The 17126-nt window shown below is 69.6% G+C and carries 17 protein-coding genes; 8 read left to right on the top strand and 9 right to left on the bottom strand.

All coding sequences use genetic code 11. The features are described 5' to 3' along the window. Nucleotides 1-167: 167 nt before the first annotated feature. The 3 genes from ACFXOO_RS12660 to ACFXOO_RS12650 all read left to right on the top strand — a co-directional run bounded on the left by ACFXOO_RS12660 (nucleotide 168) and on the right by ACFXOO_RS12650 (nucleotide 3367). Nucleotides 168-1250, top strand: coding sequence for a substrate-binding domain-containing protein (locus tag ACFXOO_RS12660; protein WP_378842791.1), 1083 nt, complete (start codon nucleotides 168-170; stop codon nucleotides 1248-1250). A gap of 66 nt (nucleotides 1251-1316) precedes the next feature. Next, the gene (locus ACFXOO_RS12655) at nucleotides 1317-2126 is read left to right on the top strand and encodes an ATP-binding cassette domain-containing protein (RefSeq protein WP_378842793.1); all 810 of its coding nucleotides are present in this window, start codon (nucleotides 1317-1319) and stop codon (nucleotides 2124-2126) included. Further along, nucleotides 2123-3367 (top strand): sugar ABC transporter permease, encoded by a 1245-nt coding sequence (locus tag ACFXOO_RS12650; RefSeq protein WP_378842795.1) that lies wholly within the window; start codon nucleotides 2123-2125, stop codon nucleotides 3365-3367. The genes ACFXOO_RS12655 and ACFXOO_RS12650 overlap by 4 nt, the downstream gene beginning before the upstream one ends. 75 nt (nucleotides 3368-3442) lie before the next feature. Here ACFXOO_RS12650 and ACFXOO_RS12645 read toward each other — a convergent pair whose 3' ends face one another. Then, nucleotides 3443-4492 carry a zinc-dependent alcohol dehydrogenase family protein gene (locus ACFXOO_RS12645; RefSeq protein ID WP_394563781.1) on the bottom strand — a complete coding sequence of 350 codons (1050 nt, stop codon included), beginning with the start codon at nucleotides 4490-4492 and terminating at the stop codon, nucleotides 3443-3445. A gap of 46 nt (nucleotides 4493-4538) precedes the next feature. Here ACFXOO_RS12645 and ACFXOO_RS12640 point away from each other — a divergent pair, with 46 nt between their 5' ends. Then, complete coding sequence (locus ACFXOO_RS12640; protein WP_394563780.1) at nucleotides 4539-5033, top strand: GNAT family N-acetyltransferase; 495 nt, start codon at nucleotides 4539-4541, stop codon at nucleotides 5031-5033. Between the two features lie 59 nt (nucleotides 5034-5092). Here ACFXOO_RS12640 and ACFXOO_RS12635 read toward each other — a convergent pair whose 3' ends face one another. Then, a complete protein-coding gene (locus ACFXOO_RS12635) occupies nucleotides 5093-5683 on the bottom strand; it encodes a nitroreductase family protein (protein WP_378842799.1) in 591 nt (196 codons plus the stop codon). Nucleotides 5684-5845: 162 nt separating this feature from the next. On the opposite strand from ACFXOO_RS12635, the gene ACFXOO_RS12630 reads away from it, so the two are divergent. After that, nucleotides 5846-6232, top strand: coding sequence for a VOC family protein (locus tag ACFXOO_RS12630; protein WP_378842801.1), 387 nt, complete (start codon nucleotides 5846-5848; stop codon nucleotides 6230-6232). A gap of 4 nt (nucleotides 6233-6236) precedes the next feature. Here the strand turns inward: ACFXOO_RS12630 and ACFXOO_RS12625 are convergent, their stop codons facing one another. After that, nucleotides 6237-7607: a glucose-6-phosphate dehydrogenase gene (locus tag ACFXOO_RS12625; RefSeq protein ID WP_378852873.1), complete on the bottom strand. Its 1371-nt coding sequence runs from the start codon at nucleotides 7605-7607 to the stop codon at nucleotides 6237-6239. A gap of 40 nt (nucleotides 7608-7647) precedes the next feature. Here ACFXOO_RS12625 and ACFXOO_RS12620 point away from each other — a divergent pair, with 40 nt between their 5' ends. After that, a complete protein-coding gene (locus ACFXOO_RS12620) occupies nucleotides 7648-9426 on the top strand; it encodes a glycoside hydrolase family 15 protein (protein ID WP_394563778.1) in 1779 nt (592 codons plus the stop codon). A gap of 74 nt (nucleotides 9427-9500) precedes the next feature. Here ACFXOO_RS12620 and ACFXOO_RS12615 read toward each other — a convergent pair whose 3' ends face one another. The 4 genes from ACFXOO_RS12615 to ACFXOO_RS12600 all read right to left on the bottom strand — a co-directional run bounded on the left by ACFXOO_RS12615 (nucleotide 9501) and on the right by ACFXOO_RS12600 (nucleotide 13773). After that, the gene (locus ACFXOO_RS12615) at nucleotides 9501-10679 is read right to left on the bottom strand and encodes an ABC transporter permease (protein ID WP_394563777.1); all 1179 of its coding nucleotides are present in this window, start codon (nucleotides 10677-10679) and stop codon (nucleotides 9501-9503) included. Beyond that, nucleotides 10676-11560 (bottom strand): ABC transporter ATP-binding protein, encoded by an 885-nt coding sequence (locus ACFXOO_RS12610; protein ID WP_378852877.1) that lies wholly within the window; start codon nucleotides 11558-11560, stop codon nucleotides 10676-10678. Before ACFXOO_RS12610 ends, ACFXOO_RS12615 begins: the two co-directional genes overlap by 4 nt. 288 nt (nucleotides 11561-11848) lie before the next feature. Continuing rightward, a complete protein-coding gene (locus ACFXOO_RS12605; RefSeq protein WP_394563776.1) occupies nucleotides 11849-12517 on the bottom strand; it encodes a response regulator in 669 nt (222 codons plus the stop codon). Then, the gene (locus ACFXOO_RS12600) at nucleotides 12514-13773 is read right to left on the bottom strand and encodes a sensor histidine kinase (protein ID WP_394563775.1); all 1260 of its coding nucleotides are present in this window, start codon (nucleotides 13771-13773) and stop codon (nucleotides 12514-12516) included. Before ACFXOO_RS12600 ends, ACFXOO_RS12605 begins: the two co-directional genes overlap by 4 nt. Nucleotides 13774-13848: 75 nt before the next feature. Between ACFXOO_RS12600 and ACFXOO_RS12595 the strand changes: the two genes are divergently transcribed. Then, nucleotides 13849-14451 (top strand): dihydrofolate reductase family protein, encoded by a 603-nt coding sequence (locus ACFXOO_RS12595; RefSeq protein WP_378842814.1) that lies wholly within the window; start codon nucleotides 13849-13851, stop codon nucleotides 14449-14451. Between the two features lie 24 nt (nucleotides 14452-14475). Here ACFXOO_RS12595 and ACFXOO_RS12590 read toward each other — a convergent pair whose 3' ends face one another. Then, on the bottom strand, nucleotides 14476-15318 hold the full coding sequence (locus ACFXOO_RS12590) for an exodeoxyribonuclease III (protein WP_378852885.1): 843 nt from the start codon (nucleotides 15316-15318) through the stop codon (nucleotides 14476-14478). 9 nt (nucleotides 15319-15327) lie between these two features. Then, nucleotides 15328-16419 (bottom strand): glycoside hydrolase family 76 protein, encoded by a 1092-nt coding sequence (locus ACFXOO_RS12585; protein WP_378852887.1) that lies wholly within the window; start codon nucleotides 16417-16419, stop codon nucleotides 15328-15330. Between the two features lie 78 nt (nucleotides 16420-16497). Here ACFXOO_RS12585 and pyrE point away from each other — a divergent pair, with 78 nt between their 5' ends. Beyond that, nucleotides 16498-17076: an orotate phosphoribosyltransferase gene (gene pyrE / locus ACFXOO_RS12580; protein WP_378842820.1), complete on the top strand. Its 579-nt coding sequence runs from the start codon at nucleotides 16498-16500 to the stop codon at nucleotides 17074-17076. Nucleotides 17077-17126: the final 50 nt, after the last annotated feature.

The following is a 17126-nucleotide window of genomic DNA, read 5'->3' as shown; positions in this document are numbered from 1 at the left end:
CGCAGTGGCCATCAACGCCGATGTGAGAATTACCATTTTGATTGACAGAATTACCGCTCGGATTGCTATGATTACCGTGCCCGGTCTTCACAGTAGGCAGACCAGGCCAGTCGCCCCACCCTCGGTGATCGTCACCCCGGGGTTCTCGAAGTCGAGAGGTACACACAATGAAGTCAAAGACCTTGGTCGCGGCCGCGCTCGGCGCCACCGCGATGATCATCTCCCTCACTGCTTGCTCCGGGGGAACAGCGGGCGGGGGGTCCACGGGTGGGGGCGAGGCGGCGTCGTCCGGCACGATCGCCTTCTTGATGCCCGACCTCGCTTCCACCCGATACGAGCAGCAGGATGCTCCGCTCTTCAAAGAAAAGGTTGCGGAGCTGTGCCCGGACTGCACCGTCAACTATCAGAACGCGGCAGGAGATCCCTCCACGCAGCAGGAGCAGGCCGAGGCGGCCATCGCCGACGGAGCCCAGGTGATCGTCCTGGACGCCGTCGACACCAAGGCCGCAGCCGCCATCGTCCAGAATGCTCAGTCACAGGGCATCAAGGTGGTCACGTACGACCGCCCCATCGTGGACATCGCCGCGGACTTCTACGTGTCGTTCGACAACGAGGCCATCGGATACGCGATCGCCGAGTCGGTGCTCACGCAGCTGGACGCGGACGGTGCGACCGGGGGAGTGCTCCAGGTCAACGGTTCGCCCACGGACAACGCCGCCGGCCTCATCCGCGATGGCGTGGACAAGGCGATCCAGGAGAACGGCCGTGAGCTCCTGGCCGCCTACGACACGCCGGCGTGGGATCCGCAGAAGGCACAGGACTGGGTGAGCGGCCAGATCGCGGAATTCTCCAACCAGATCGTGGGCGTCATCGCCGCGAACGATGGAACGGCGGGCGGCTCGATCGCCGCACTCACGGCTGACGGAGTCACCCCGCTGCCGCTGGTTTCGGGTAACGACGCGGAGGTGGCCGCGATCCAGCGCATCGTTTCGGGAAGCCAGTTCAACACCATCTCGAAGCCCATCGCAACGGTGGCCGGTGCGGCTGCTGATGTCGCTGTGCAGCTGCTGAACGGCGAGACCCCGACGGCCGACACGACGCTCTTCGACACGCCGGCTCAGCTCTTCGAGCCGACCGTCGTCACGAAGGAGAACGTCAAGGAGGTCATCTTCGACGGTGGCATCTACACCGCGGACCAGATCTGCACCGCCGAGTACGCGGCGGCGTGCACGGAACTGGGTATCCAGTAGAACCAAGCCGAAGGGGTGCGATCAGGCGATACGCATGATCGCACCCCTTCCTTGAGAGGAGTCACGATGCCCACCGAAACGGAAACCACACCCAACCCCCACCTCGTCTTGTCTCTGCGGGGAGTCAGCAAGAGCTTCGGGGCCGTCGCTGCCCTGACGGACATCGACCTCGATGTGCACTCCAGTGAAGTCGTCGCCCTCGTCGGCGACAACGGAGCCGGCAAGTCCACGCTCATCAAGGTGCTCGCCGGAGTGCACCAGCCCGACTCCGGGACCATCACCTTCGCAGGGGAGGAGATCCGCCTGCAGAGCCCCACCGCCGCCATCGAGCATGGAATCGCGACCGTCTTCCAGGATCTCGCGCTCTGCGACAACCTCGACGTCGTCCAGAACCTCTTCCTCGGTCGCGAGCTCTCCCCGGTGCGATTGAACGAGATCGAGATGGAGGTTCGTGCCTGGAGCCTCCTGCGGCAGCTGTCCGCCAAGATCCCCTCCGTGAGGATTCCGATCGCGGCCCTCTCAGGCGGTCAGCGCCAGACGGTGGCCATCGCCCGGTCGTTGCTGGGCGAGCCGAAGCTCGTCATGCTCGACGAGCCGACCGCCGCACTCGGTGTCGCGCAGACCGCCGAGGTCCTGAACCTCGTCGAGCGGCTCCGCGAACGCGGGCACGGGGTCATCCTCATCAGCCACAACATGGACGATGTCCGGATGGTCGCCGACCGGGTCGTCGTTCTGCGTCTCGGGAAGAACAACGGCGAGTTCGCCGTGAAGGACGCCAATCAGAACGACATCATCGCCGCTATCACCGGCTCCCAGGACAACGCAGTCAGTCGACGCCAAGCAACGCGCGAGGCGAGTGAAGGGATCGAATCATGACCGCCATCCAACCCCCCACCGACCTTCAGGACGAGCGCCTGCGGCCAGCGGGTGCGGGCGCGCGCGGCCAACTGAAGTCCCTCGTCGACAAGCTTCGTGGGGGAGACCTCGGCTTCCTGCCCGTCATCGTGGGTCTCGTCATCATCTGGTCGGTCTTCCAGGCCCTGAACCCGACGTTCCTCTCCAGCCGCAACCTCAGCAATCTGCTCATGCAGTCGGTCGCCGTCGGAGTGCTCGCTCTCGGAATCGTCTTCGTCCTTCTCCTCGGCGAGATCGATCTGTCGGTCGGGTCGGTGAGCGGTCTGGCCGCCGCGATCATGGCCGTCTACAGCGTGAACAACGGATGGCCGCTCTGGGCCGCCATCGGGGCGGCCATCGCCGTCGGAGTGCTGATCGGCTTCTTCTACGCCGCCATCTACAACATCGTCGGAGTGCCGTCGTTCGTGATCACCTTGGCGGGTCTGCTCGGGTTCCTCGGGCTGCAATTGTTCGTCCTCGGCCCCAGCGGCACCATCAATCTGCCGTTCGATTCACCGATCGTGGTGTTCGGTCAGCTCGCCTTCGTTCCACAGCCCATCGCGTATGTTCTCGCTGTCGCCACCGCGGCGGCACTCGCCATCACGCAGATCGCCCGTTCTCGCGGACGCGCCAAGGCCGGTCTCTCAGCGCCGTCCCTCACCGGAATCCTCATCGGAGCCGCGGTTCTGGCGGCCGTCCTGGTGTTCGTGGTGTTCTACCTCTACGACGGCGCTCGGGGGATCGGCTGGATGGTCGTCCTCTTCGTCGCCCTCGTGCTCATCGCGAACTATGCGCTGACGCGCACGTCCTGGGGTCGATCGGTGTTCGCCGTCGGTGGCAACCGGGAAGCGGCGCGACGGGCGGGGATCAACGTCGTCCGCGTATACACGTCCGTCTTCGTCATCGCGTCGACCTTAGCCGTGGTCGGGGGCATCCTCGCGGCCGGCCGACTTGCCGCGGCCTCCCAATCGAGCGGCGCGGGGGACACGAACCTCAACGCGATCGCGGCCGCGGTGATCGGCGGCACGAGCCTCTTCGGCGGGCGCGGTTCTGCCTTCGCAGCGCTGCTCGGGATCATCGTGATCCAGTCGATCACGAGCGGACTCACGCTGCTGAACATGGATCCGTCGATCCGGTACATGGTGACGGGCGCGGTCGTGCTGATCGCCGTCTCGCTCGACGCCCTCGCTCGGCGATCCCGGCGAGCGCACGGGCGGGGCTGAGCCCTTGTTCCGAAGGTGGTCGGGCCGGCGGACATTCGTCGGGCCGGCCATCTTTTGGGGGGAAGCGCCGACGCATCACTCGAGCGCGGGCTCCGGCATCCGCACGACGGTCACCCCGTGTGTCGTCGGAGGCCCGCTCATCGCGGCGAGAGCGGCTCCGGCATCCGCCAGCTCGATCACCTCCCCGACCAGGCGGTCGGGGCGGAGGGCGCCGGAAGCCACGAGCTCCAGCATGCCGGGGTAGTCGCGGGCGGCCATGCCGTGCGAACCGTAGAGCTCCAGCTCTTTCGTGATGACCTGTCCCATCGGTATCGCGGGCGCGGCGTCGCCCCCCAGTAACAGGCCGACCTGGATGTGGCGTCCGCGCGGACGCAGGGACGCGATCGACGCGATGGCGGTCGCGCTCGTGCCCACGGCGTCGAGTGAGACGCGCGCGCCCCCGCCGGTCACCTCATGGATCGCGGTGACGGTGTCGTCGCCCGCCTCGAGGACGACTTCGGCACCGAAGTCCCTCGCTGCGCGCAGAGCGTCCAGGGACCGGTCGACGGCGATCACCCGGGCCCCGAGAGCAGTCGCGATCATGACCGCCGACAGACCGACGCCGCCGCACCCGTGGACGGCCACCCATTCATCGGGCTTCGGGCGACCGTGGACGGTGACCGCCCGGTAGGCGGTCGCGAAGCGGCAGCCCAGGGAGGCTGCGGCGACGAAGTCCACGGCGTCGGGCAGGTGCACGACGTTGAAGTCGGCAGCGGGTATGGCCACCAGGTCGGCGAAGGTCCCGGGCATCGTGAAGCCGGGCTGCGACTGGTGGGGACAGATCTGCGCCTCGCCGGCCAGACACCACTCGCATCGGCCGCAGCCGCAGACGAACGGCGCGGTGACCCGATCGCCCACTTCGAGGGTCGTCACCTCGGGTCCGACGGCCGCGACGACTCCCGCGAACTCGTGGCCGGGGACCTGAGGAAGATCCACGGGGTCGTGTCCCTGCCAGGCGTGCCAGTCCGATCGGCATACGCCCGTTGCGCGCACCGCGATGAGCACGCCGTCGTCGGGCAACGGCGGGCTGTCGATCTCGACCAGGGAGGGGATGACGCCGTAGGCGTCATAGCGGAGTGCCTGCACGATGTGATCGTAGTCGCGCCGCGTGCGGTGGGTCAGACTGGAGATCGTGACCATCCGCATCGAAGACGTCGGCGTCGACGACCCCCGCGCGGTGGCACTCCGGCGCGTGCTCGACGAAGACCTGACAGAGCGCTATGGGACGCAGAACGCGGGGGAGTCCCCGGAGCTGACCGCGGCCCGCACCGAAGCCCTTCGCGTGCACCCCGAAGAGGTCGTCGCCACCTGGCTCGCGCTCGACGACGACGGCACCCCGCTCGGGCACGTCATGCTGCGTCGACGCAGCGACGAATGGGAGCTCAAGCGTCTCGTCGTCCCCGCGTGGGCACGACGACGCGGTGTCGGTTCCGCCCTGACCGCGACCGTCATCGACCGGGCCCGCGCCGGCGGTGCGCGCCGGGTCGTCCTGCAGACGGGGCATCCCCAGCAGGAGTCGCTCGCCCTCTACACCAAGGCCGGCTTCACACCGATCCCGGTCTACGAGCCCTACCGGGAGACGATGCCGAATTCGCTCTGCTTCGAACTGCGGCTCGACGAGCGATGACTGCGGCGTGACGGCGGCTGCCCGCCGGCTGCTGCCCGGCCGGTGCAGCCGTCAGGCCCTCACGCGGCGGCGATGAGCGATTCCGCCAGGGGACGACGCACGCGGGGGGCCGCCTCGCGCTCCTGAAGGGCCTCGGGGAGGGCGGCCGGGTCGCCGAGCGCACCGATGGCGATCGCGACCGTGGGGGTGAAACGCTCGTCCAGACCGAAAGCCGCGCTGACGGCTGCGCGGTCGAAGCCGCCCATCTGGTGGACGTACAGGCCGTCGTGGTGGGCCTGCACGCTCAGGTGCGCGACCGCCTGGCCGAGGTCGTAGGTCGCGAAATGCATGGGCGTGCCGTCTTCGGCCGTGGTCTCGGCGACACCGATGATGATCGCGCCGGCATCGCCGGCCCACACCTTGTTGAATCCCATCAGCGCGTCGACGACAGTCGCGTGCGCGTCGGTTCCACGGCGGGCGACGATGAAGCGCCACGGCTGGGTGTTGTTGGCGGACGGCGACCAGCGAGCCGCCTCGAGCGCGCTCGCCAGCTTCTCCTCGTCGACGGGCGCCGAGGTGTCGTAGGCGCGGGGGCTCCAGCGATCGGCGAGGACGTCGAGCACGGGGCTGTCGGTCTGGGCGGAGCGGGCGGTCTGCAGGGAGGTGTTCATGGCTGTTCCTTCGGACGAGTGCGGAATTGTCGGGGGCGCCATCGACCCACGGAGGTCCAACACCATGCGCTCGAATACATTCCCGGCGGTTCTGACCAACGACGGGAAGAGCGGATGCAGCGGCCCCTGGACACGCCGGTCCACCGGGTGCATCGTGGAGACATGTTCACGACCGACAAGGCATTCAGCGGATTCAGCGTCGACGACATCGACGCGGCACGCACGTTCTACGGCGAGACGCTCGGGCTCGAGGTCTCCGACAATGCGATGGGATTCCTCGAGCTCCATCTCGCGTCGGGCGCCGGCATCCTGATCTACTCGAAGCCCAACCATGAACCGGCGGGTTTCACGATTCTGAACTTCCCCGTCGCGAACATCGACGAGGCGGTGATCGACCTGAACTCCCGCGGGGTCGAGACCAAGATCTACGCCGACGAGGACTTCCCCTCGGACGAGCGCGGGATCGTGCGGGGCGACGGTCGAGGACCCGACATCGCGTGGTTCCGCGACCCCGCCGGCAACGTTCTGGCCGTGCTCCAGGACGACTGACGCGTCAGAGCGCCGGCCAGGACGCCGGCCCGGTCGTGCCCGCGGCGTACTCGTCGAGGGGCACCGCGCCGTCACGCCACGCGTCGAGCACCGGCTGCACGATCCGCCAGCACTCCTCGGCGGTGTCGCCGCGGACGGCGAGCGTCGGGTCCTGGTCGAGGATGCCCGAGAGCACTTCGGCATAGGCCAGCATCCCGCCCTGCGCGAGGTCGGTGTCCAGCGCCGCCCGGTCGAGGGCGAACGCGTCGCCCGGGCCGTTGAAGTTGATCTCGAGCGACATGACGGCGGGGTCGAGCGAGAGGCGGAGCACCGACGGTGCGGTCGAGCCGGTGAATCCGGTCGGCAGGTGCGTCACCGGTTTGAAGGTGATGACGATCTCGCGCCGCAGGCCGCCGAGCGCCTTGCCGGAGCGGAGCGTGAAGGGCACGCCCTCCCAGCGCGAGTTGGCGATGCCGACGGTCATCTCGGCGAGGGTCTCGGTCTCGCGATTCGGATCGACCCCGGGTTCGTCCGCGTAGGCGGGCAGCGACCGGCGACCGACTTTGCCGGCCGTGTACCGGGCGCGATGCGAGTTGTCGATCGGGTCGTCCTGCCACACGCTGGTCGCCCTCAGCACGGCGCCCTTCGCGTCGCGGAGGTCGACGGCGTCGAGGGTCGCGGGCGGATCCATCGCCACGACGGCGAGGATCTGCAGCAGGTGGCTCTGGATCATGTCGATCAGCGCGCCGGCCTTGTCGTAGTAGCCGGCGCGGCCCTCGAGCCCCAGCGCCTCGTCGAAGCGGATCACGACGGAGTCGATGTGCGCCGACGACCACACCGGCTCGAAGATGCGGTTCGAGAACCTCGCGCCGAGGACGTTCAGCACCGTGGAGCGGCCCAGGAAGTGGTCGATCCGGTAGACCTGGTTCTCGGGGACGATCTTGGCGAGCTGCTCGTTCAGGACGTGTGCGCTGGCCTGGTCCGTGCCGAACGGCTTCTCCAGCGCCAGCATCAGTCCCGCCGGCACGTCGATCCTCGCGAGGGCCTCGCACGATGCGGCGGCGACGGCGGGCGGCACGGCGAAGTACAGCGCGACCTTGCCGTCTATCCCGGCCAGCAGTCCCGCCATGTCCTCCGCGGACGTGATGTCGACCTGCCGGTAGTCGGTCTCCTTCAGCAGACGGTTCACGCCCGCGCCCGCAGCGTTCACCTTCGCGAACGAGGTGGCGACCGTCTTGCGCCACCGCTCGTCGTCCCAGTCGTCGATCCCGGCGCCGATCAGGCGGATGCGCCGTTCGCGCTCGCGCGTGAGCAGCTGCCCGAGCGCAGGCAGCAGCAGCCGCGAGGTGAGGTCGCCGGAAGCGCCGAGGATGATCAGGGTCGTGTCGGTGGCCATGGCGCCACCCTAGACCGCGCAACACTGTAAGACTCGACGCATGGCTGCACCCATCGAGGACTATGCGATTCTGAGCGACTGCCACACGGCGGCGCTCGTGTCGCGGGAGGGCAGTATCGACTGGCTGTGCCTTCCCCGCTACGACTCTCCGTCGACGTTCGGGGCGCTTCTGGGCACCGAGGATCACGGGCGATGGATGCTGCGTCCCACCGACCCGCACGCGCAGACATCGCGCCGCTATGACGGCGACGGGTTCGTGCTGCTCACCCGCTGGGAGACGGCGGCCGGTGTCGCCGAGGTCGCGGACGTGATGCCCTACGGCGACCGTCGTCCCGACGTGATCCGCCGCATCCGGGGGCTCGAGGGAACGGTCGAGTTCACGCAGGAGCTGCGCGTCCGCTTCGACTACGCGCGCTCGATGCCCTGGATGCGTCAGGCGGGGACGGATGCCGCGCCCGCCCTCGTCGCGACGGCAGGGCCCGACGCACTCGTCCTGCGCGGCGCCGCGCTCCGCGCGACCGACCACGCTCACACGGGAACGGTGACGGTGTCGGCGGGGGAGGTCGCCGACCTCACCCTCACCTGGTTCCCGTCGCACCGGCTCATCCCCGATCCCGTCGACGTCGACGCCGCCTTCGAGACAACGGCCGCGTGGTGGCGGCAGTGGGCGGACGGCATCGAACACGACGGGCCGCATCACGAAGCGGTCGTGCGGTCGCTCCTCGTGCTGCGCGCGCTCACGCACGAAGACACCGGCGGTATCGTCGCGGCCGCCACGACATCGCTCCCCGAGGATTTCGGCGGCTCGCGCAACTGGGACTACCGCTACGTGTGGCTCCGTGATGCGTCGCTGACCCTGGAGGCGCTCATCAGCCACGGCTTCACGGAAGAGGCCGTGCAGTGGCGACGGTGGCTCGTGCGGGCGATCGCCGGCTCACCCGCAGACGTGCAGATCATGTACGGCATCGCCGGCGAACGTCGGCTGACCGAACGCGAGCTCGACAACTTCCCCGGATACGACGGCGCGGCACCGGTGCGCATCGGCAACGGGGCCGTGGAGCAGTACCAGGCCGACGTGATCGGCGAGGTCATGGTCGCGCTCGAGGCCGCGCGTGTGGCGGGCGTCGACGAGGGCGAGTACTCGTGGCCGCTCCAGCGCGCGCTCCTGGGCTACGTCGAGGAGAACATCGGCCGCGCCGACAACGGCATCTGGGAGATCCGCGGCGAACCGCGCATGTTCACGCACTCCCGCGTCATGATCTGGGCGGCGTTCGATCGTGGCGTCCGGGCTGTCCGCGAGCACGGGATGCCGGGCGAGCTCGAGCGCTGGGAGGCGCTGTGCGACCGCATGCGCGCCGAGATCGACACGAGCGGCTACGACGAGGCGCGCGGGCACTTCGTGCAGAGCTACGGCTCGACCGAGGTCGACGCCGCGCTCCTGCTGCTGCCGCAGGTGGGTTACTGCGCCCCGGATGATCCGCGCATGCTGGGCACCGTCGCCGAGCTGGAGCGCCGGCTGATGCACGCGGGTCTCCTGCACAGGTACCGCACGGCGTCCGATGTCGACGGACTGCCCGGGACCGAGCATCCGTTCCTCGCCTGCTCGTTCTGGCTCGTCGAGCAGTACGCGGGCAGCGGGCGCCTCGCTGACGCGCACGAGCTGATGGACCGTGTCTGCGGGCTGGCCAATGACGTGGGGCTGCTGTCGGAGGAGTACGACGTCACGCTGCGGCGGCACGTCGGCAACACCCCGCAGGCGTTGTCGCACCTGGCGCTGGTGCGCGCCGCGGACGCGCTGGTGGCCCGCTCGGAGCGCTGAGCGCGCCCGGTTGGCACGCGAGGAGCGGATGCCGCGACCAGTGGCCGCGGCATCCGCTCCTCGTCGTCGTCGGCTCAGCCGCGGAGCGCCTCGACCAGCTTGACGCGACTGCCCATGCGCAGCAGGGAGTTCTGGTAGATCTTCGCGCCGAGCAGGATCGCCGCGACGCATGTCGCGATGAGGATGACGATCGACACCAACGGCTCCCACCACTGCGCCTCGCCGAGGAACAGGCGCATCGGCATGCCCACCGGGGCGGAGAACGGCACGTAGGACATGATCGCCAGCACCGTGGGGTTGTCGTTGAAGAAGATGACCAGGAAGTACGGCGCCATGATGAGGATCGTGATCGGGAACGTCGTCGAGCCGATGTCCTCCTGACGGGAGACCATCGCGCCGGCCGCGGCGAACAGGGCGGCCAGCAGCACGAACCCGAACAGGAAGAACACCGCGAACCAGAGGATGGGCGCTCCGAGCAGTTCGAGCAGCTCGCTCTGACCGATGATCGTGAGCCCGACGATGGATATCGCCGCCAGCACGAGGATCTGCGCCATGGCCAGGATCGTGTTGCCGATCACCTTGCCGGCGAGGAGCGTGCGTGCCCGGATCGCCGAGATGAGGATCTCGACCACGCGCGTCTGCTTCTCTTCGACGACGCTCGCGGCGATGGTGGACCCGAACAGGCTCGCCGCCATCAGGAAGACCACGCCGAAGCTGATCGCGACGAAGTAGCGCACGATGTCATCGGTCTGCGACGGATCCAGCAGCTCCACCCTCGGCACCTCCGACAGCTGCATCGTCAAGCCGCTCGGGGCGGATGAGTTCGCGATCAGCACGTAGCCGAACGGTGTGGCCGAGGGGTCGGCGACGATGGCGGCGTCGACCGTGCCGTCGGTCACGAGCTTCTCGGCGGCGGCGCGGTCGGCCACTTCGGTGACCTCCAGTCCCTCCGTCGAGGTGAGCAGCGACGCGGCGTCCGCGGTGATCGCCACCGGCGTCCCGCCCTGGTTCTGCGCGCTCAGCCCCCCGAACACGATCCCGGCCAGCGCGGCGATGAAGAGGATCGCCGAGGAGATCAGGAACGCCTTGCTGCGGAGCTTGGTGCCGATCTCGCGTTCGGCGACGAGCCAGACTGCGGCCGCCTCGCTCGGGGCGCTCGGGCGCGTGCCGGAGCTCCTCCCGCCGGCGCTCGTGGTGCCGGCGCCCTTCTGAGCGGTGCCGTTGTCGGCGGTGCCTCGTGTTGCAGTGCTCATTTCACGACCTCCCGGAAGATCTGGGCCAGACTCGGACGTTGCGGGGCGAAGCTGCCGACGGCTCCGCGGGTGACGGCTTCGCGCAGGACGCGCTGCGCGGTGTCCTCGGAATCGACCTCGAACAGGGCGTATCCGCCGTCGAAATCGACGATGTCCACTCCGGGCTCACCTCGAAGCCACCCGGCATCCCCGACGGTGACCAGCTCGTAGCGATGGCGGGAGTGCGCGGCGCGCAGTGCTTCGCGCTCGCCGGTCGCGCGGATGGTGCCGCCGGCGATGATGACGAGGTCGTCGCAGAGCCGCTCGACCAGGTCGAGCTGATGGGAGGAGAACAGCACCGCGACACCCGACGCGGCGCGCTCCTGCAGCACCGCGGCGACCACGTCGACGGCGATCGGGTCCAGCCCGGAGAAGGGCTCGTCCAGGATCAGCACCTCCGGGTCGTGCACGAGCGCCGCGGCGATCTGCGCCCGCTGCTGGTTACCCAGCGAGAGCGTCTCGACGTTGTCGTTCAGGCGTTCGCCCAGACCGAGGCGCTCGAGCAGAGCAGTGGCGGATGCCGCGGCATCCGTCTTCGAATACCCGTGCAGGCGCGCCAGATAGGTGATCTGCTCGAGCACCTTCATCTTCGGATAAAGGCCGCGTTCCTCGGGCATGTACCCGAAGCGTCGGCGGTCGTCGGTCGATACCGGGGTGCCGTCGAGCGTGACGGTGCCTCCGTCGGCGCCGAGCACGCCCAGCACGATCCGCATCGTGGTGGTCTTGCCGGCGCCGTTGCCTCCGACGAAGCCTGTCAGGCGTCCCGGGCGCACTTCGAAGCCGACGTGGTCGAGCACGCGATGCGTGCCGTAGCTCTTGTCGAGATCTGTGAGTTGCAGCATGCGAATCACGCTACGGATGCCGCGTCCCGGCCGGATCCCCCGTGGGGCGGAGATCTCGCGAGCGTGAGGGGGAGGTGGCCCGCGCCGTGCGGATGAGGCGGCGTCCGGGGTCGTGCGGCGTCGCGGAAGCCGCGCGAACGGTCGCGACACGCCGCTGGGACACGCGGTGGCGCGGAACGTACGGCATGTCGCGACCGTTCGCGGCGCCGAGGGTGCGGCGCGGCCGGGGAGGGCCGGGCGACGAGGCCTTGGCGCCGAGGTCGCGGCGCGCGGGCGTCGAGCGGTCGCTCAGACCAGGTGGTGGCGGAGCGCCAGCACGGCCGCGTGCACGCGGTCGCGCGCGCCCAGCTTCTGCAGCACGTTCGAGACGTGCGTCTTGACGGTCGCCTCACCGATGTACAGCTCGGCGGCGATCTCGGCGTTGCTGCGGGCGTCGGCGAGCAGTCGCAGCACCTCGGCCTCACGCTCGGTCAGCGGCTCGGTCAGCGGTGAGGGACCGGGCCTCTCGTCCGCGGCCGGTGCCGTCACGGCCCGCACCGACCCGAAGCGCTCGATCACTCGACGGGTGACCGCCGGGGCCAGCAGCGCGTCGCCGCCCGCCACCACGCGCACGGCCGCGACGAGCTCGCTCGCGCCGGCGTTCTTCAGAAGGAAGCCGCTGGCCCCGGCATCCAGCGCCTCGAAGAGATAGTCGTCGCGGTCGAACGTCGTGACGATCACGACCCGCGCGCTCGACGTCGCATCGGCGACGATGCGCCTCGTCGCCTCGAGTCCGTCCATGTCGGGCATCTGCACGTCCATGCAGATCACGTCGGGTGCGAGCTCGGATGCTGCAGCCACCGCCTGCGCTCCGGTGCCGGCCTCGCCGACCACGGTGATGTCGCCGGCCGACTCGAGGATCGTCCGGAACCCCGCGCGCATCACGGCGTGGTCGTCCGCCAGGAGCACGCGGATCACGACGCGCCCAACGGGACGGCGAGCCGCACGCGGAAACCGCCGCGCGGGCGCGGACCGATCTCGATCGTGCCCCCCGAGGCGACGGCGCGCTCGCGCATCCCGAGCTGGCCGAGCCCCGGCCGCACCGTCACGGCGGCGCGTCCGGTGTTGACGACTTCCAGTTCGAGCGAGTCCGGCCCGTAGCGCAGGCGCACGTCGGCTGCGGCATCCGGCCCGGCATGACGCCGCGCATTCGTGAGGGCCTCCTGGGCGATGCGATAGATGTTGACCTGAGTCACGGCCGGCACCGGCGCCGGCTCGCCGACGATGGTGAACGATGTGGGCAGTCCGGCGGCATCCGAGGCGGCCACCAGCACGGGGAGCGACTCGAGGCCGATCGTCGAGGCGGGGGCGTCGTCGGTCGCGCCGGGTGTACGCAGGGTGTCGAGCAGCCGGTGCAGTTCGTCGACGGCTTCGCGAGCGGATGCCTCGATGCCCGTGATCAGGCGGGCCGAGGCATCTGGATCCGTCGGCAGCACGGCACCGGCCGCGGCCGCCTGCACACCCATCACCGACACGTGGTGGGCGACGACGTCGTGCAGCTCTCGGGCGATGCCCACGCGATCGAGGGCCACCGCCTGCGCCGCGGTGACCTCGCGTTCGCGCTCGAGCTCGGCGGTGCGCTGCACGAGCACGTCGCGTTCGGCGGCGGCCGTCCAGGCGCGCTCGCCGAAGTAGTAGGCGCCGCCGAAGTACAGCGCGTTCACGAGGATGTTGAGCATCGCGCTGGCGATGAAGGGGCTGAACGCCCCGGCGACCACTCCGGCGTCTTCGGCGTGGGTGAGGGCCTCGCCGTACATCGTGGCGAGCAGCCACACGAACATGCCGACGATGATGCCGCCGCGGACGATCGCGGCGCGCCGACGGCGGGGCGACCACGCGCCGACCGTGTAGAACGAGATGAACATGGCGATGTTGCCGACGTAGATCTCGGGCACGCGCAGGCTGACGGCCGCGAAGTAGGCGACCGCGATGATCACCGCGACGATGGCCGGCCATCGCCGTCGCGCGGCCAGGGGCGCCGCCAGCACGAAGGCGTAGACGATCGCGTACTGCATCGGACCCTGCTCGTCGCCGTAGACGCCGGCGATCGCACTGAGCACCGAGCTCAGGAGCGCGCCGACGAAGATGACGGCGGCCAGGACGACGTCGTTGCGCAGCTGCTGCCGGGTCGGCGCCAGCCGCTGCGGGCGTGGGGTGGGAGGAGCGGATGCCACGCCCCCACGCTACGGGCAGCCCGGCGGTGAGGCATCCCCCGTGCGGGGGAGGTGACGAACGGGTAGAAAGGGTCCATGACCGGTCGGATCACGATAGATCTGTTCACCACGCTCGACGGCGTCGCGCAGGCCCCGGGCGGACCCGACGAGGACACTTCCGGTGGCTTCGAGTTCGGCGGCTGGCAGGCGCCCGTCGAGGACGAGAGGATCGCCGAGCTCGTCGGCGCCGGCATCGAAGCGATGGATGCGCTCGTGCTCGGACGCCGCACCTACGACATCTTCGCGGCATACTGGCCGCAGCACACCGGCACCCCGGTCGGACGTCGTTTCGCGGAGATTCCGAAGTACGTCGCCTCACGGCATCCGTTCGTCCCCGAATGGGCAGGAACAACCCATCTGGGAGAGGATGCGGTGGCCGCCGTCACCGCACTCCGCGACGTCCACGAGAACATCCATGTGATCGGCAGCATCGACTTCGTGCAGTCGCTGCTCGCCGTCGAGGCGTACGACGAACTGAAACTCTGGGTGCACCCCATCGTCCTCGGGCAGGGACGCAAAGTGTTCCCGGACGGCGCGGTGCCTGCGCGGCTCCGGCTGCTCGAACCGCCGGTCGCGGGGAACACCGCCGTCCAGCTGCGCTACGCCCCGGACGGGAAGCCCACGACGGGTCAGATGTAGCCGCCGGCGTCACGCGAAGCGGCCTCAGAAGATCATCGGTCGATCGTCGTCGTCGTCGGGGCCGTTCAGATCGAGGTCGACGACGACCGGAACGTGGTCGCTCGGTGCCTCGCCCTTGCGCTCGTTGCGGTGGATGGCCGCGCCCGCCACGGCGTCGGCGAACGCGTGCGAACCCAGCACGAAGTCGATGCGCATGCCCTCGTTGCGGGGGAAGCGCAGCTGCTTGTAGTCCCAGTACGTGAAGCCGGTCGGCACCAGCGGACGCACGACGTCTGTCAGCCCGGCCGCCTCCAGGGCGGCGAACGCCTCGCGCTCCGGGGGCGACACGTGCGTCGCGAACCCCTCGACCACGGCGGGGTCGCCGTTGTCGGCGTTCGTCGGAGCGATGTTGAAATCACCGGTCAGCGCGAGCGCCGCGTCGGGGTCGGCTGCCAGCTCGTCCCGCACGTGCGCGGTGAGGGCGCTCAGCCAGTCGAGCTTGTAGTAGTAGTGCGGATCGCCCAGCGAGCGCCCGTTGGGCACGTACAGGCTCCACACCCGCACCCCGTCGATGGTCGCCCCCATCGCGCGGGCCTCCTGTGGAGCATCCGGCCCCTCGTGGCCTTTCGCGAATCCCGGCATGCCGGGGAAGGACGTGGCGACGTCGGTCATCGCCGAGCGGCTTGCGATGGCGACCCCGTTCCACTGCGAGAAGCCGTACGCCTCGACGTGGAAACCCGCGTCCTCGAAGGCCTCGTAGGGAAACTGCTCGGTCTTGCACTTGATCTCCTGCATCGTGAGCACGTCGACGCTCTCGCGCACGGCGAAGTCGACGATGCGGTCGACGCGGGCACGGACGGAGTTCACATTCCAGGTCGCAAGACGCATGGAGCCAGCCTAGGCCGGGGTGCCGACGCCGATCGCCTCCGAGCGCTCGAGGGCCGCACGCATCTCGACGGCCATGACGGCGCTCAGCTGCGTGGCCAGGCTCACCCGGCCGGTCGGGGTGCTGCGCCAGTCGTCGCCGGCGAGCATGAGGCCGTCGCGCTGCGCGCTCTCCCAGAGGGAGTCGGTGCTCCCGCGCACGAACGCGACCAGCTCGAGGCGCCCGGCCGCACCGGGGTCGAGGTGCGGCAGCAGCAGCCCGAGGTAGCGGTAGAAGATGCCGCGGAACAGCCCGGAGTCGCCGCCGTCGTCCTCGCTCACGAAGACACCGCCACCGGTGAGCTGCCGGATGGTCGCGAGCGCGGTCTCCTCCGCGGCCCGTAGGGGTGTGCGATCGCCGGTCGCCCGCCCGATCTCGACGGCCGCCCCGATGTAGAGGCCCTGGTTGTAGGTGAAGCGCCAGTGGTCGACCGTGCCGTCGCCGGTGCGGTTGACCCCGTCGTCGACGATCCCGTCGGCCCCGCGCATGCGGGTCGTGAGCCAGTCGAATCCGCGCCGCGCATACTCGAGGGCTCGCGGGTCGCCGTCGGCTGCGGCGAGGCGGGCCGCGAGGATCGCGAACGGGCCGTTCGCCGGCGTGTTCTTGTACGCGAGCTGCTGCGTCCGCCAGGCCAGACTCTGCCCGAACGCGTCGTTCCAGCCGCGCCGGAACGAGTACTCCCACAGCGCGCGCGCATCCTCGCCGGCCGCGACGTCGCCCGCGGCGGTGCGCAGGCGCTGCAGGGCGAGCGCGAACCAGAGCATGTCGTCGAAGTAGTCGTTGTACAGCGACCCCCGGTTACGACGACGGATGCCGCGTGCCACGCGCGCGGCATCCTCCGCCCATGCCACGCGCCGGGTGCGCTCGAACGCATCGAGCCGGACGTCGACCAGATGTGCGAGCCACCAGTAGTGGAACGGCTCGTGCAGCCGCCGCGGGAACGTCATATGTGCGATCCGACGGTCATCGGCGCCGAAGAACTCGTCGATGCTCTGCTGCGCGATATCGGCCCGATGCGCCCAGGTGGAGGCGGACGGCGCTGCGGCGTCGGCGCGTGCGTTCATGCCCCGACGATACCCAGCGCCGGCGACCGGCGGCACCGTCTCCTTCGCCGCCGGTGGCCGGTCCGTAGAATCGACGGCATGACCGCTGCCTCCACGCCCGAGCTCGAAGCCGACCGCCAGGCGCTCATCGCCCTCATCAAAGATGAGGCCGTCTTCCACGGCGACTTCACGCTCTCCAGCGGCAAGAAGGCGACGTACTACGTCGACATGCGCAAGCTGACTCTGGATCACCGGGCCGCGCCTTCGATCGGTCGCATCATGCTCGACCTCATCAAGGACGTCGACGGCGTCATCGCGGTGGGGGGCCTCACGCTGGGTGCCGATCCGATCGCCAACTCGGTGATGCACGAGTCGGCGCGCACCGACAGCCCGCTCGACGCGTTCGTCGTGCGGAAGGAGCCGAAGGACCACGGCCGCGGACGTCAGGTGGAGGGGGCGGATGTCGCCGGCAAGCGCGTCGTCGTCGTCGAAGACACCTCGACCACCGGCCAGTCCGCGCTCAAGGCCGTCGACGCGCTGCGCCGCGAGGGCGCCGAGGTCGTCGCCGTCGCCGTGATCGTGGACCGCAGAACCGGGGCACAGGCAGCCGTCGAAGCGGAAGGGCTGGAGTGGCTCGCCGCGATCGACCTCGACGATCTCGGCCTCGCACCCCAGTAGCTCCGCGCCGAAAGCAGCGCCTCGCTCGTCCCGCGCCGGAAGGGAGCGGC

It is taken from the genome of Microbacterium sp. P03, assembly GCF_043556235.1.
Lineage (GTDB): Bacteria > Actinomycetota > Actinomycetes > Actinomycetales > Microbacteriaceae > Microbacterium.
The sequence above is the reverse complement of the archived record's forward strand: the minus strand, read 5'-3'. Positions and strand labels throughout refer to the sequence as shown.